General features: G+C 71.8%; 14 protein-coding genes and 1 riboswitch. Of the genes, 1 reads left to right on the top strand and 13 read right to left on the bottom strand.

The features are described from left to right. Positions 1-8: 8 nt before the first annotated feature. The 8 genes from PUR61_RS32570 to sodN form a co-directional block, all read right to left on the bottom strand. Positions 9-1,037: an RNA polymerase sigma factor SigF gene (locus tag PUR61_RS32570; RefSeq protein WP_329883098.1), complete on the bottom strand. Its 1,029-nt coding sequence runs from the start codon at positions 1,035-1,037 to the stop codon at positions 9-11. Positions 1,038-1,201: 164 nt separating this feature from the next. Then, positions 1,202-1,612, bottom strand: a complete 411-nt coding sequence (locus PUR61_RS32565) for an anti-sigma regulatory factor (protein WP_329883097.1) — start codon at positions 1,610-1,612, stop codon at positions 1,202-1,204. Between the two features lie 278 nt (positions 1,613-1,890). Then, positions 1,891-2,367, bottom strand: coding sequence for a GNAT family N-acetyltransferase (locus PUR61_RS32560; protein ID WP_329883096.1), 477 nt, complete (start codon positions 2,365-2,367; stop codon positions 1,891-1,893). Between the two features lie 9 nt (positions 2,368-2,376). Further along, complete coding sequence (locus PUR61_RS32555) at positions 2,377-2,760, bottom strand: nuclear transport factor 2 family protein (RefSeq protein WP_329883095.1); 384 nt, start codon at positions 2,758-2,760, stop codon at positions 2,377-2,379. A gap of 79 nt (positions 2,761-2,839) precedes the next feature. Further along, positions 2,840-3,835: an ABC transporter substrate-binding protein gene (locus tag PUR61_RS32550; RefSeq protein WP_329883094.1), complete on the bottom strand. Its 996-nt coding sequence runs from the start codon at positions 3,833-3,835 to the stop codon at positions 2,840-2,842. A 28-nt stretch (positions 3,836-3,863) separates the two neighbouring features. Then, positions 3,864-4,679, bottom strand: a complete 816-nt coding sequence (locus PUR61_RS32545; RefSeq protein WP_443035271.1) for an ABC transporter ATP-binding protein — start codon at positions 4,677-4,679, stop codon at positions 3,864-3,866. Continuing rightward, entirely contained in the window at positions 4,676-5,773 is a 1,098-nt protein-coding gene (locus PUR61_RS32540) for a FecCD family ABC transporter permease (protein ID WP_329883093.1), read from the bottom strand. The genes PUR61_RS32545 and PUR61_RS32540 overlap by 4 nt, the downstream gene beginning before the upstream one ends. Positions 5,774-5,895: 122 nt before the next feature. Then, a riboswitch (cobalamin riboswitch) is annotated at positions 5,896-5,962 on the bottom strand. Positions 5,963-6,169: 207 nt separating this feature from the next. After that, the gene (gene sodN, locus PUR61_RS32535; protein WP_030392857.1) at positions 6,170-6,565 is read right to left on the bottom strand and encodes a superoxide dismutase, Ni; all 396 of its coding nucleotides are present in this window, start codon (positions 6,563-6,565) and stop codon (positions 6,170-6,172) included. A 269-nt stretch (positions 6,566-6,834) separates the two neighbouring features. On the opposite strand from sodN, the gene sodX reads away from it, so the two are divergent. Then, the gene (gene sodX / locus PUR61_RS32530; RefSeq protein WP_380364793.1) at positions 6,835-7,218 is read left to right on the top strand and encodes a nickel-type superoxide dismutase maturation protease; all 384 of its coding nucleotides are present in this window, start codon (positions 6,835-6,837) and stop codon (positions 7,216-7,218) included. 10 nt (positions 7,219-7,228) lie between these two features. On the opposite strand, the gene PUR61_RS32525 is transcribed toward sodX, so the two are convergent. The 5 genes from PUR61_RS32525 to PUR61_RS32505 all read right to left on the bottom strand — a co-directional run bounded on the left by PUR61_RS32525 (position 7,229) and on the right by PUR61_RS32505 (position 12,027). Then, complete coding sequence (locus PUR61_RS32525) at positions 7,229-7,819, bottom strand: CGNR zinc finger domain-containing protein (RefSeq protein ID WP_329883091.1); 591 nt, start codon at positions 7,817-7,819, stop codon at positions 7,229-7,231. Positions 7,820-7,931: 112 nt separating this feature from the next. Next, positions 7,932-8,684 (bottom strand): amino acid ABC transporter ATP-binding protein, encoded by a 753-nt coding sequence (locus tag PUR61_RS32520; RefSeq protein ID WP_329883209.1) that lies wholly within the window; start codon positions 8,682-8,684, stop codon positions 7,932-7,934. Positions 8,685-8,728: 44 nt separating this feature from the next. Further along, on the bottom strand, positions 8,729-9,703 hold the full coding sequence (locus PUR61_RS32515) for an amino acid ABC transporter permease (RefSeq protein WP_329883090.1): 975 nt from the start codon (positions 9,701-9,703) through the stop codon (positions 8,729-8,731). 37 nt (positions 9,704-9,740) lie between these two features. Then, positions 9,741-10,667, bottom strand: coding sequence for an ABC transporter substrate-binding protein (locus PUR61_RS32510; protein ID WP_329883089.1), 927 nt, complete (start codon positions 10,665-10,667; stop codon positions 9,741-9,743). A gap of 430 nt (positions 10,668-11,097) precedes the next feature. Next, positions 11,098-12,027, bottom strand: a complete 930-nt coding sequence (locus PUR61_RS32505) for an ABC transporter substrate-binding protein (protein ID WP_329883088.1) — start codon at positions 12,025-12,027, stop codon at positions 11,098-11,100. Positions 12,028-12,101: the final 74 nt, after the last annotated feature.

Here is a 12,101-nt window from a genome sequence, read left to right as displayed (position 1 = left end):
GGCGCGCCCTACTCCTCCACCAGCAGCTTCTCCCGCAGCTGGGCGAGGGTCCGGGCGAGCAGCCGGGAGACGTGCATCTGGGAGATGCCCACCTCGGCGGCGATCTGCGACTGGGTCATGTTCCGGAAGAACCGCAGCACCAGGATCTTCTGCTCCCGGGGCGGTAGTTGGGCCAGCAGCGGCTTGAGCGACTCGCGGTACTCGACGCCCTCCAGGGCCTCGTCGGTGGTGCCCAGGGTGTCCGCGACGGCCGGCGACTCGTCGTCGCTGTCCGGCACGTCCAGCGAGAGCGTGGAGTACGCGTTGGCGGACTCCAGACCCTCCAGCACGTCCTCCTCGGAGATCCCCAGGTGCTCGGCCAGCTCGTGCACCGTGGGGGAGCGGCCGTGCCGCTGGGAGAGCTCGCTGGTCGCCGTGGTCAGCGAGAGCCGCAGTTCCTGGAGCCGGCGCGGTACCCGGACCGCCCAGCCCTTGTCGCGGAAGTGCCGCTTGATCTCGCCGACGATCGTCGGCGTCGCGTAGGTGGAGAACTCGACCCCGCGCTCGTGGTCGAAGCGGTCCACCGACTTGATCAGGCCGATGGTGGCGACCTGGGTCAGGTCGTCCAGCGGCTCGCCGCGGTTGCGGAACCGCCGGGCCAGGTGCTCGACCAGCGGGATGTGCATGCGCACCAGCTGGTTGCGCAGCTCGACGCGCTCCGAGGAGCCGTCGGGCAGCGCGGACAGCCGGACGAACAGCGCCCGGGCCGCTTCGCGGTCCGGTGCACCGCTGCGGTGCGGGGTCTGGGCGGGCACCGCGGCGCGCAGCGCCTCGGCAGCCTGCTCGGCCGTGTCGGCCGCCGTGGCCGCCTCGTCCGGGAGGTCCGCGGCCTGCGGCTCGGGCGTGGGCGACGGATCGGGCGTCGGCTCGGTCGGCTGGCTCATCCGCTGGGCGTCCTTCGGGTGCGCTTCGTCGTTGGCGGCGAGGCCGGGCATGCTCGCCTGGGTCGGTACGGCAGGGCCCGCCGTCGCGAGGCCGGTACGGTCCAGATCACTCACGGCCATTCCCCCGTTCCGTTCCGGGAGCGCCGGGGCCGCCGGCCCCGGTTCGTCTCGATGGTCGTACCGCCCGGTGGGGGCGGTACGGGGAGCCGCCCGCCGGCCCGGGTGGGTACCGGGCGGACGGCTCTCGGTCGGTGCTGCCGCGATCTCTCGCGGCGGCACTAGTGGGTGGCGGGGCCGCCACGCTTCTTGTGCAGGCTGATCGACACGGTGTTGTCCTCGGCGACCGTGGACTCCACCTCGCCGGCCAGTGCCGAGAGCACCGTCCAGGCGAAGGTGTCCCGCTCGGGGGCCCGGCCGTCGGTGGTCGGCGCCGAGACGATCACCTTCAGCGAGTCGCCGACCAGTCGGAACTCGCAGGAGAGGACCGAACCGGGGACGGCCTGCTGGAGCAGGATGGCGCACGCCTCGTCGACCGCGATGCGCAGGTCCTCGATCTCGTCCAGCGTGAAGTCCAGCCGGGCCGCCAGGCCCGCCGTGGCTGTTCGCAGGACCGAGAGGTAGGCGCCCGCAGCGGGCAGCCGGACCTCCACGAAGTCCTGCACTCCGGGCTCGCCGTCGATCTGGGACACCCTCACCTCCTGGGTGACGCGCTGTGCTTCCGGGCCGGTGGCCGCGGCACTGTCTGTTGCTTGGCTCAACTGCTTCGCCCCAACTGTCCAGAGGGGTGGTGCGGTACGTACCGGTCATACCCCTCAAGGAGTGGCCGGACGCCGCGCGTCCGTCCGAGACGTTACCGCTTTCCTGACCCGGTACGGGAGTCACTCATGGTAAGGCATCGCGACGCAGGGTGGCAGTGGTCGGACGCGGGCCTTGTGTGCCGTCCGTTCGTGCCCCCGCGCGCCGGTTTTCAGCGGGTGCCGGCGGCGGCGAGCGCGTCGCCGGTGAGCCGGTAGACGGTCCAGCCGTCCATCGGCACCGCGCCGAGCGCCTTGTAGAAGTCGATCGAGGGCTCGTTCCAGTCCAGCACCGACCACTCCACCCGGGAGTAGCCGCGCTCGACGGCGATCCGCGCCAGTTCCAGCAGCAGCGCCTTGCCGTGGCCGCCGCCGCGGGCCTCCGGGCGGACGTAGAGGTCCTCCAGGTAGACGCCGTGGGTGCCGCGCCAGGTCGAGAAGTTGCGGAACCAGAGCGCGAAGCCGACCGGCTCGCCGGTGGTGTCGTCCTCGGCGATCAGGCCGAACACGGCCGGCTCGGCGCCGAACAGCGCGTCGTGCAGCTGGTCGTCGGTGGCCACGGCCTCGTCGGGGGCCTTCTCGTACGTCGCGAGCTCGTGGATCAGGGTGCGGATGAGCGGAACGTCGGTGGCGACGGCGGTGCGGATCATGGCACGAGCCTACTGGGCCGGTTCGTTCTCGTCCCAGGCCTGGACGGAGGTCTGGTCGACGATCCGCCCGTCGCGCAGGTCCGCGACCGAGCTGACCAGCACCCGGACGCCGTCCGGGTAGCGGCAGGACTCCAGGAAGGCGAGGCGGTCGTCCTGGAGCACCACCTGTTCCAGCCGGTGGGTGGTCTGCCGGCCGTAGAGGTCGTCCAGCAGGGCGCCGATCTCGTCCCGGCCGTGCATGACCAGGGGGTGGCTGGGCTGGGTGGTGCGGTCGACCACGCGGACCTCGGCGTCGTCCGCGTAGAGCGCCAGCAGGGCCGCGGCGTCGGCGTGTTCGATGCCCCGGCGAAGGGCTCCGGTGTCGAAGGCGGGCGGTGCGGCCATGGCGGTCATGTGCTCGCTCCTGCGGTCGGTTCCGTCGGCTCGTACCTTCGAGCGTACGCCCGGCGGAACCGGCCGGAGGGGCGGTGGTTCAGCGGGCCGGCACGGTCCGCAGGTAGGCCGCCAGCGCGGTGATCGCGGCCGGGTTGCGCGGGCTCTCCACCAGGTCGACGTAGTCCAGGACGAAGATCCGGTCGTTGCGGACGGCGGAGACGCCGGCCAGCGGCGGGAAGGTCTTCAGGAACTTCCGCTTGGCCTCGGCGTCCGGGGTGCCGTAGTTGTTGATCACGATCACCTCGGGGTCGCGCTGGACCACGCTCTCCCAGCCCACCGTGGTCCAGGAGTCGGCGACGTCGCCCGTCACGTTCCGGCCGCCGGCCTTGGAAATGATCTCCTCCGGCGCCGCGAACTTCCCCGAGGTGAACGGCTTGTCCTCGCCGCTGTCGTAGAGGAACACGCCGGGGCGGTACGCCGGCTCCGGCACGGCGGCGACCTGGGTCCTGAACTCGGCGATCAGCTTGTCGGCCCGGTCCCGCACGTCGAAGATCTCGCCCAGGTTGGCGAGGTCCGTGTAGAGCGCGTCCAGCGGGGCCATCACGCCGCGCTCCGGGCCCTTGCCGCTGCGGCAGGATTCGCTGAGCACGTAGGAGGCGACACCCAGGTCGGCCAGGGCCTGCGGGGTGACGCCGCTCGCGTCGTCGAAGCCGTAGTGCCAGCCGGCGAAGACCAGGTCGGCCTTGGCCTCCAGCGCGATCTCCTTGGTGATCTGCTTCTTGGAGAGCCAGGTGGTCCGCTGGTAGCCGTCCTTCCAGGCGACCTTCTCGACGTCGCCCTTGTCGTCCGGCATGACGTAGCCGGCCATCCGGTCCTCCAGCCCGAGCGCGAGCATCAGCTCGGTGATGCCGACGTCGTTGGTCACCGTCCGCGCCGGCTTCTGCCGGAAGGTGAGCTCGGTGCCGCAGTTGCGGACGGTCACCGGGTAGTGGGCGGAGGCGGTGGCGCCGTCACCGCTCGGGGCTATCTCGGCGCCGCAGCCGGTGAGGGCGAGGGCGAGCAGGGCGGCGGCGGCAACGGCTTTGGTACGCATGGCGGTTCCTTGCTGGATCAACGGGGGGTCACTTGGCGAGTCGGTCGAAGAGCAGCTGGACGGCGCCGGTCCCCGGGTGCCGGACGGGTGTCGCGCGGACCCCGAACACCTCGGCGAGCAGGCCGGGTTCGAGCACCTCGGCGGGCGACCCGGAGGCGACGATCCGCCCGGCCGCGACCACGTACAGCAGGTCGCAGTGGCCGGCCGCCAGGTTGAGGTCGTGCAGCGCGGTGAGCACCGTCGGCCCGGCCTCCCGGACCAGTGCCAGCACCTCCAACTGGTGCGCGATGTCCAGGTGGTTGGTGGGCTCGTCGAGCACCAGCACCTTCGGCTCCTGGACCAGCGCGCGGGCGATCAGCACCCGCTGCTTCTCGCCGCCGGACAGGCTCAGGAAGCCCCGTTCGGCGAGGTGGGCCGCACCCACCCGGCGCAGCGCCGCGGCGCACCGCTCGCCGTCGCCGGGCCCGGCGGCCGGGCCGCGCCGGTGCGGCAGCCGGCCCATGGCGACCACCTCGGCCACGGTGAAGTCGAACTCGGCGGAGTGCTCCTGGGGCAGCGCGGCGACCCGCCGGGCGGCCTCGCGCGCGGTGAGCGCGTGCAGTTCCTCGCCGCCCAGCCGGACGGCCCCGGCGGCGGGCCGCAGCGCCCGGTAGACGCAGCGCAGCAGCGTGGACTTGCCGCTGCCGTTCGGTCCGACCAGGCCGACCACCTGCCCGGCGGCGGCGGTCAGGGTGACGTCGTGGACCAGCCGGAGGCCGGCCAGCTCGACCGAGACACGGTCGACGGCGAGGTCCAGGGCGGGGTCCGCGGTGAGGTCGGGGACGGTCGTGCGGACGGCCCTCATCGGCCACCTCCGAAGGAGTAGCCGCGACGGCGCATCAGCAGCAGGAAGCAGGGCACCCCGAGGGCCGCGGTGACCACCCCGACCGGAAGTTCGGCCGGGGCCAGCAGGGTGCGCGAGACGATGTCCACCCAGACCAGCAGCAGGGCCCCGGCGAGCGGCGCGATCAGCAGCACCCGGCGGTGGCCGGCGCCGACCAGCATCCGCACCACGTGCGGGACCATCAGCCCGACGAAGCCGATCGCGCCGCTGACCGCGACGACCGTGCCGGTGACGGCGGCGGTCACGACGAACAGTTCGCGGCGCAGCCGGTCGGGGTCGACTCCGAGCGAGGCGGCCGTCTCGTCGCCCATGGCGAGCGCGTCCAGCCGCCCGGCGGAGCAGATCAGGTGGGTCAGTCCGGCGAGCACGGTGACGGCGGCGATCGGCACCGAGCCCCAGGTGGCCCCGCCGAGGCTGCCGAGCAGCCACATCATGGCGGAGCGGGCGGCCTCGCCGCGGGCGGCGGCGAACACCATCAGCGCCGTGACGGCGGAGAAGCCGTAGGACATCGCGGTGCCGGTCAGCACCAGGCGCAGCGGGGTGAGGCCGTAGGCGGTACGGGCCGTCAGGTAGACGAGCACCATGGCGAGCAGGGCCGCGCCGAAGGCGGAGACGGAGAGCGCCCAGACGCCGAGCGAGGCGAAGGCGCCCAGCATGAGCACGGCGCTGGCGCCGACCGAGGCACCGGAGGAGATGCCGAGCACGAAGGGGTCGGCCAGCGCGTTGCGGACCATCGCCTGGACCGCGACCCCGGTGGCGGCCAGTCCGGCGCCGACCACGGCGGCGAGGACGGCGCGCGGCAGCCGGATCTCCCAGACGATCGCGTAGGCGGCGGCCTCGTCGGCCTCCAGCCGGCCGCCGGTCAGGCCGGCGCCGAGCAGTCGCAGCACCCGGGCCCAGCCGAGTCCGGAGGAGCCCACCGCCACGGCGCAGACCAGCGAGAGCAGCAGGGCCGCGGTCAGGCCGGCGGCCAGCGGCGCGGTGGGTGTCCGGCGCGTCCCGGGCGCGGGCGGCGCGGCGGCCGGTATCGGGGGTGCGGTGGCGGTGGTGCTCACAAGCGGCGCGCCTTCGCCTCGGGCCGGGGCGGCGCGGGGCGGCACGTCCGGGCGGAGGGTACGCCGGGGCGGCATCCCCTCGCAGTCCACGGCGAGTTGTCGGGAGGTCGGCGCCCCGGGGCGGTCGGACTCACGGTGCGGGGCACCGTTCACCGTTGCGGGTCAGCGCCGGATTCGCACCGGCTTCCCCTCGGGACGCCCAGGCAGCATAACAAGCGCTTCGGTCAGGTAACCCTTACCGGGTCGGGCGCGCGGACGCGGACCGCCCGGGCAGGCCGCGGACGCGGGGCGGGGTGGGGCGGGGCGGGGCGGCGGCGGGGCCCGACCCGCGGAGAACGCACGGCCGCCCCCGTCCGGCGGTGCGGACGGGGGCGGCCGAGGGGTGCTGACCGGGGGTCAGCCCTGCTTGGTCTCCCAGAAGATCTTGTCGACCTCGGCGATCAGGTCGAGCAGGGCCTGACCGGTGGCCGGGTCCGTCGACGCCTTGGCGGCCGAGGCGGCCTTCAGGGTGTCGTTGATCAGCTGGTGCAGCTGCGGGTACTTCTCGAAGTGCGGGGCCTTGAAATAGTCGCTCCAGAGCACCGAGATGTGGTGCTTGACGGCCTCCGCGCGCTGCTCCTTGATGATGACGGCGCGGGCGCGGAAGTGCGCGTCCTCGTTGGCCTGGTACTTCTCCTGGGTGGCCTTCACCGACTCGGCCTCGATCCGCGCCTGGGCGGGGTCGTACACGCCGCAGGGCAGGTCGCAGTGGGCGTGCGCGGTGGCACGCGGTGCAAACAGACGAGAGAACATGGGAGTCCTTCCTTAGATCGTCTTCCCGCGGCCGAGATTACCCCGCCGGTCGCGGGGTTTCGCGATCGGGCGGCGGGCCTAGGGCAAAAGGCCGAGCCGGAACCCGGCCAATCCGGACACCGGCGGGTGACGGTCCGTACGGCAGACTTGGGAGCCGAGGACGCGGGCGCGAGCCGGGAGGACGAGTCGTGGCACGGAGCGCGGAACCGGAGGACGGCACCCCGGGGGGCGGCGCGCCGTTCGGGCTGATCGACGTGGCGGGCGACTCGATGGTGCCGACGCTGCGGGAGGGGGACCAGCTGCTGGTCCGGTACGGAGCACGGATCAGGCCGGGCGCGGTGGTGGTGTTCCGTCACCCGTTCCAGCAGGACCTGTTGGTGGTCAAACGGGCCGACGCCCGGCGCCCCAAGGGCTGGTGGCTGCTCTCCGACAACCGGCCGGTCGACAGCGACAGCCGCAGCTACGGCGCGGTCCCGGACGAGCTGGTGCTCGGCCGGGTGCTGCTGCGGCTGCGCCCGCGCCCGGCCTGGCTGGCCCCCGGCCGCGGGCTGGAGCGCCTGCTGCTCTCCACCCCGCTGGCCCGGATCCCCGGCCTGGCCCGGCGCTGCGGCGTCTGGGTCCGCCCGGAGGAGATCCGGGGGAGCCGGGCGTAGGCCCGGGCCCTCAGCCCTGGCCGGCGGTGGCGGCCTCCTGGGCCTCCAGCCGCTTGCGGGCCCGGTAGGCGGCGACGTTGGCGCGGGTCGCGCAGCGGTCTGAGCAGTACCGCCGGGACCGGTTGGTCGAGGTGTCCAGGTAGGAGTTGCGGCAGGGTGCGGCCTGGCAGATGCCGAGCCGGTCGGCGCCCGTCTCGGTCAGGTGGACGGCCAGGCCCATGCAGGCGACGGCGCTGAAGTGCGCGGTGGCGGTGGGGGAGTTGTCGGCGAGGTGCAGGTGCCAGCGGGGCTGGCCGGCGGCGTCCAGGTAGTCGTGGCCGGAGACCAGCGGGCTGACCGGGAACTCCATGAGCAGGCTGTTCAGCAGGTCGACGCTGCGGAATTCGTCGCCCTCGGCGGCGGCCTCGAAGACTCCGCGCAGCCGGGTGCGGACGGCCCGCAGCCGGGGCAGGTCGGATTCGTCGGCGAGGTCGCGGGCCCGGGACGAGTCCGAGAACAGTCCGCGCACCGCATCCACCGAGGTCAGCGAGTCGGTGCCGCGCTCGGGCTCCTCGGTGTTCACCAGCCGGACGGCCAGATCGGCGTACGAGGCGAGCTCCACGGGGGTCCTTCCAGGGGTTGGTAACGGGCTGACTGCGTCCAGCCTATTACCTGTGCGGGGAAAACGTCGGCGCCCGGCAGGACGGGCCTGCCGGGCGCCGACGTGGACGTGCTCAGAGCACCTTGGAGAGGAACGCGCGGGTGCGTTCGTGCTGCGGGTCGGTGAGGACCTGGCGCGGGTTGCCGGACTCGACGACGACGCCGCCGTCCATGAACACCAGTGCGTCGCCGACCTCGCGGGCGAAGCCCATCTCGTGGGTGACGACCACCATGGTCATCCCCTCCTCGGCGAGGCCGCGCATGACGTCGAGGACGTCGCCGACCAGCTCGGGGTCGAGCGCCGAGGTGGGCTCGTCGAAGAGCATCAGCTTGGGCTTCATGGCCAGGGCCCGGGCGATCGCCACCCGCTGCTGCTGGCCGCCGGAGAGCTGGGACGGGTAGTTCTTGGCCTTGTCGGCCAGACCGACCCGCTCCAGCAGCGCCATCCCGCGTTCCCGGGCGGAGCTCCTGCTCTCGCCCTTGACCTGAACCGGCGCCTCGATGACGTTCTCTATGGCGGTCATGTGCGGGAACAGGTTGAAGCGCTGGAAGACCATGCCGATGTCGCGCCGCTTCAGCGCGACCTCACTGTCCTTGAGCTCGTAGAGCTTGTCGCCCTTCTGGCGGTAGCCGACGAGGTCGCCGTCCACCCAGAGCCGGCCGCCGTTGATCTTCTCCAGGTGGTTGATGCACCGGAGGAAGGTCGACTTGCCGGAGCCGGAGGGGCCGATCAGACAGAACACCTCGCCCTGCTTGACCTCCAGGTCGATGCCCTTGAGGACCTGGACGGTGCCGTAGGACTTGTGGACGTTCTCGGACCGGACCATCGGGCCGCCCTGGGCGGCGTCGGCGGTCGGCTTGGTCAGATCGGTCATACGTGACCACCTCCCTCAAGCCCCGGGACCACGTCGGACTGGGTCTTCGGGGTGGGCTTCCCGGCGAACAGGCCCCGCAGTCGCTGCAGCGGGGTGGGCGGGAGGGTCCGGTTGGAGCCGCGGGCGTAGTGCCGCTCGATGTAGTACTGGCCGACGGTCAGCACGGAGGTGAAGGCGAGGTACCAGAGGCTGACCACGATCAGGATCGGGATGTTCTGGTAGTTCCGAGAGTAGATGATCTGACCGGCGCGGAAGATCTCCTCCAGGGAGATCACGGAGACCAGCGAGGTGGTCTTGAGCATCGAGATGGTCTCGTTGCCGGTCGGCGGGATGATCACCCGCATGGCCTGCGGCAGGATGACCCGCCGCATGGTCTGGAACTGGCTCATGCCGAGCGCGTGCGACGCCTCGGCCTGGCCCTCGTCCACCGACTGGATGCCGCCGCGGACGATCTCCGCCATGTAGGCGGCCTCGTTCAGGCCGAGGCCCAGCAGGGCGGCGACGAAGGTCGGGATCAGCACGTTGGTGGACTCGGACCAGAACTCCGGTCCCCACGGCACGCCGATCGAGAGCTTGGCCCAGATCAGGCCGAGGAAGTTCCAGAAGACCAGCTGCACCAGGACCGGCGTGCCGCGGAAGATCCAGATGTAGATCCAGGCGGTGCCGGAGAGCAGCGGGTTCCGGGAGAGCCGCATCACCGCGAGGATGATGCCGCCGACCACACCCATGATCATGGCGAGCGCGGTCAGCTCCAGCGTGACGAGCATGCCGTGCACGATGCTGTCGTGGAAGAGGTACTTCCCGACGATGTCCCACTTGAAAGCGGGGTTGGTGAAGAGGGCGCTCAGCAGCATCGCGCCGAGGACGGCGATGACGACGGCGCCCGCCCAGCGTCCGGGGTGGCGGACCGGGACGGCCTTGATGGTCTCAGGCCGTCCCTTCTCCGCGTGCCCCTTGTCCAGAGAATTCACGGTGTGGCCTCGGGGGAGAGAGGAATCCGGCGGAGGGTCAGCTGACGGCGCCGTTGAGCGTGGACTTGTCGAGGGCGCCGGCCTCGACGCCCCACTTGGCGAGGATCTGCTTGTAGGTGCCGTCGTCGATCAGCGACTGGACGGCGCCCTGGACGGCCGGGGCGAGCGCGGAGCCCTTGGCGAGCGCGATGCCGTAGGGGGCCGAGTCGTAGGTGGAGCCGAGCTTCTCCAGCTGGCCGCCGGACTGCTTGATCGCGTAGTCGACGACCGGGGAGTCGGCCATCATCGCCTGGTCGCGGCCGGAGACCACCGCGTTGGTGACGTCGGTCTGCAGGTCGAACTTGTCGCCGTCGTTCACGACACCCGGCTTGCCGGCCTTGACGCAGGCGGGGCTGCGGGTGTCGGTGATCTCCTGGGCCTGGGTGGTGCCGGTCTGGACGGCGATCTTCTTGCCGCAGAGGTCGTCGGCGTTGATCTTGTCCGGGTTGCCCTTCTTGACCGCGATCGCGCTGCCTGCGTTGAAGTAGGTGACCAGGTCGACGGTCTGCTCGCGCTCCTTGTTGTCCGTGAGGGACGACATGCCGAGCTGGAACTTGTTCGACTGGATGCCCGGGATGATCGCGGTGAACTGCGAGTCCTGGACGTCGGCCTTGAGGCCGAGCTTGGCCGCGACGGCGTTGGCCAGGTCGACGTCCATGCCGACGATCTTGCCGCCGTCGTCCTTGAACTCGTTCGGCGCGTAGGAGGCGTCCGTACCGACCACGATCTTGCCGGACGACTTGACGTCGGCCGGGACGAGCGCGGTCAGCTTCTCGTCGACCTTCACCTCGTTGACGGTTGCGGAGGCATTCGGCGCGCCGCTGCTCTCCTCCTTGCTGCTGCCGCAGGCGGTCAGCACGAGCGACGCGGACGCGAGCACGGCCGCGCCGGCGAGGAGACGGGTGCGCTGGGTACGGACGATCATGGGGGAGATCTCCTCCTGAGGGAGAGGTCGGGCGGAGCGCGCCGCGGGGGAGCGGCACACCGGGGCAGTAGGCCGTACGGCGCTGTACGGGTGGGGCAGGGTGACTGCGCAGGGTGGTACGAGGTACTGCTCTCCGCCACCGTCCGCCGAGGTGGGCGTTTGACCGAACCGCCTCGACCAGTGGCCGGCTCGATCCGAGATGGGGGGAATCCTGCCATCTGATGACGGGCGGGTGGTCCTTATTCAGATCAAAATCGGATAACGAGGGGGCGTGCCGTCCGCTATTCGGACGGATACCGTGTCCCTGTCACCCTGTGTATAAGTATGCAGACCCCCGTGCGGTCCGCCCGGAGGCCCGCCCGCGCCCTCGCCCGAATTGCGGCTGCCCCGCCGCGCCCGCCCGGACGCGGGCCCCGTGCTCCGTCCCCGCTCAGATTCCGCCGTTGACCACCGCGTTCTGGGCCGCGCCCGCGGAGACGTTCCACTTGGCGAGGATCTTGTCGTACTCGCCGGTGCGGATCAGCTGGTCGACCGCCTTGGCCAGGACGTCCCGCAGCTCGGTGTCCTCCTTGCGCAGGGCGATCCCGTACGGGTTGGACCGGGACTGCGAGCCGGTCACCTCGAAGCGGTTGCCGCCGTCGGTGTTCTTCGCCGCGTAGGCGGCCACCGGGAAGTCGTTCAGGCCGGCCTGCGACGCACCCGAGGCGACCTCGGCCAGCGCCTTGGCGTCGGTGTCGAACTTGTGCACGGTGAGCGGCTTGCCGGCCCGGGTGCAGGCCGTGACCTGCCGGGCCACGATCTCGTCCTGGGTGGTGCCCTGCTGCACGGCGACGGTCCGGCCGCAGAGGTCGTCCAGGGTGCGGATGCCCTTCGGGTTCCCCTTCGGCACCACCAGCGAGGTGCCGGCGATGAAGTAGTCCACGAAGTCCACGCCGGGGCCCGTCGGTTTGCCCTGGTCGTCCACGCCCTCCCGGCGCTGGCGGATGTCGCTCAGCGCGGACATCACCACGTCGAACTGCTTCTTGTGCAGCTCCGGTATCAGCTTGTCGAACGGGGTGTCGACGTACTCGATCCGCAGGTCGAGGATCCGGCCGAGCGCCGCCGCGATGTCGGGGTCCAGACCGTCCGGCTTGCCGTCGGCGCCGCGGAACTGCACCGGCGGGTAGTTCACGTCCATGCCGATCCGGAGCGCCTTCGCGGTCTGCTGGGCCTTCGGGATCTTCCCGCGGATCCCCTGGAGCGGGTCCTGCGCGGCCTGCTCGTCGCCGCCGCCGCCGCAGCCGCTCAGCAGCAGGGCTCCGGCGGTGGCCAGGGCGAGTGCGGCGGCGGCCGGTCGTCGGGAGTGGGGACGGTGATGCATGGGGGTACTCCTGTGGGAGGGATGGAGTGGCACCGCGGCATCGCGGAGGTGTACGCGAGATGGCGGGATGAGGG

This window comes from Streptomyces sp. BE20 (assembly GCF_036322525.1).
Classification (GTDB): Bacteria; Actinomycetota; Actinomycetes; order Streptomycetales; family Streptomycetaceae; genus Kitasatospora.
Note: the sequence above shows the minus strand (reverse complement) of the source record. Positions and strands in the feature narration are given on the sequence as shown.